This window comes from Pseudomonas sp. NDM, assembly GCF_003105095.1.
GTDB lineage: Bacteria > Pseudomonadota > Gammaproteobacteria > Pseudomonadales > Pseudomonadaceae > Aquipseudomonas > Aquipseudomonas moraviensis_A.
Genome location: NZ_QETJ01000309.1, coordinates 1 through 1,722 on the forward strand (window position 1 = coordinate 1; position 1,722 = coordinate 1,722).

The 1,722-nt window shown below is 61.1% G+C and carries 1 protein-coding gene; it reads right to left on the bottom strand.

The genetic code is table 11. The annotated features are described in order from the left end of the window. Positions 1 to 67 precede the first annotated feature (67 nt). A complete protein-coding gene (locus tag DCO47_RS26680; RefSeq protein ID WP_116659278.1) occupies positions 68 to 1,549 on the bottom strand; it encodes a methyl-accepting chemotaxis protein in 1,482 nt (493 codons plus the stop codon). Between the last annotated feature and the right edge of the window lie 173 nt (positions 1,550 to 1,722).

Consider the following 1,722-nt stretch of genomic DNA (forward strand, 5'->3'; position numbering starts at 1 on the left):
GAGCAGGCTCACTCCTACATTTGAAATGCGTTCCCCTGTAGGAGTGAGCCTGCTCGCGATAGGGCCATCAGAGTTTCAACTGACCTATCGCCTTGTTAAGCGCCCCGGCCAACGTCGCCAACTCATCACTGGTCGTCGCCGAATCCACGGTCTGCTGTACGGTGTTCTCGGTCACATCACGAATACTCACCACCGCCCGGTTCATCTCCTCGGCAACCTGACTCTGTTGCTCCGCCGCCACGGCGATCTGCGTGTTGCTCTCGCGCATCTGCGCCACCGCGCCGGTTATCTCTGCCAAGGCTGCGCCGGCCTCCTGCGCCTGCTGCACACAATCGTCAGCCTTGTACGAGCTCTCCTGCATGAAATCCACCGCATCGCGGGTGCCGGCCTGCAACGCCGCGATCATACCGGTGATCTCGTCGGTGGACGCCTGCACGCGTTTGGCGAGGTTACGCACTTCATCGGCGACCACGGCAAAGCCGCGACCCATTTCCCCGGCACGGGCAGCTTCGATCGCCGCGTTGAGCGCCAGCAGATTGGTCTGTTCGGCGATGCTGTGAATCACGCTGACCACGCCGCTGATCTTCTGACTGTCTTCGGCCAGGCGTTGAATCATTTGCGCCGTCTGCTGCACGCCACTGGACAGCCCGGCAATCGACTGCTGCACCCGGGCGACCACTTGCTGGCCGCTGCCGGCGAGGCCGTCGGCGGTTTTCGACAGATCGCGAGTGGCGCCGGCGTGTTGTGCGATGTGATAAACGGTGGCGGTCATTTCGTTGATCGCGGTGGCGGCCTGATCGGTTTCGCTCTGCTGCCCGAGCATGCCGTGCCGCACATCGTTCATGCTCGCCGCCAGCCGCGCGGCACCGACATCCAGTTGCCGTGCGGTGTTGGCCACTGTCGTCACGACGCGTTGATATCCGGCCTGCATGGCGTTGAAGGCATTGGCCATCTGCCCGACTTCATCCCTGCCCACCAGCGGCACCCGAGCTGAAAGGTCGCCGGTTTTTTCAACGTGCAGCATCACGTCTTTCAACGTGTTGAGCTGGCTGAGGAGAAAGCGGATCAACAGTTGCGAAGCGCCGAGCATCGCCAGCATCAGGACGAAGACCGCCAGCGCGTAGTTGGCGAAGCGCTCGCTGAACACTTGGCTCAGGCTCGGGCCATAGGCGATGACTGCCACTTGTTCGCCGTCGGCACGGCTGAACACCTCGGCGCCGAGCAACGGATTTTCGCCAAACAGCGGTAGATGATTGATGGCGTTCCAACCGACGCTGCCGCTGATTTCCAGCAGCGGTTGATCATTGAGGGGCGGCGCTTCACCGCGCTTGAAGGTCAGCACCTGAGCGGATCTGGGCAGCGCCTGCCCGGGCGGCCAGGCCTTGAGCAATTGCGCCTGCGCCTGCGCGGATGCCTGAGCGGCGTCGCTACGGGCCTGCTGTTCGAGATGTACGGCGTACAGCACCAGCAGCAGCGTTGTGACAAAGGCGACCGCATTGACCGCCCAGAATTTGTATTTCAGCGAGATGTTGCTAAGCCAGGCACCCATGGAGGTCTTCTCTGATAGCGGAAACAGTTTTGGCAAGGTGCCATTATTGTGCCGCTATGCAGATAAGGGAGTTTTGATATGAATCAACAGATGCCGCTGGCCTGCTTTTCTGTAGGAGTGAGCCTGCTCGCGATAGCGGTGGGTCAGTCGCTTACATCATTGACTGACACACC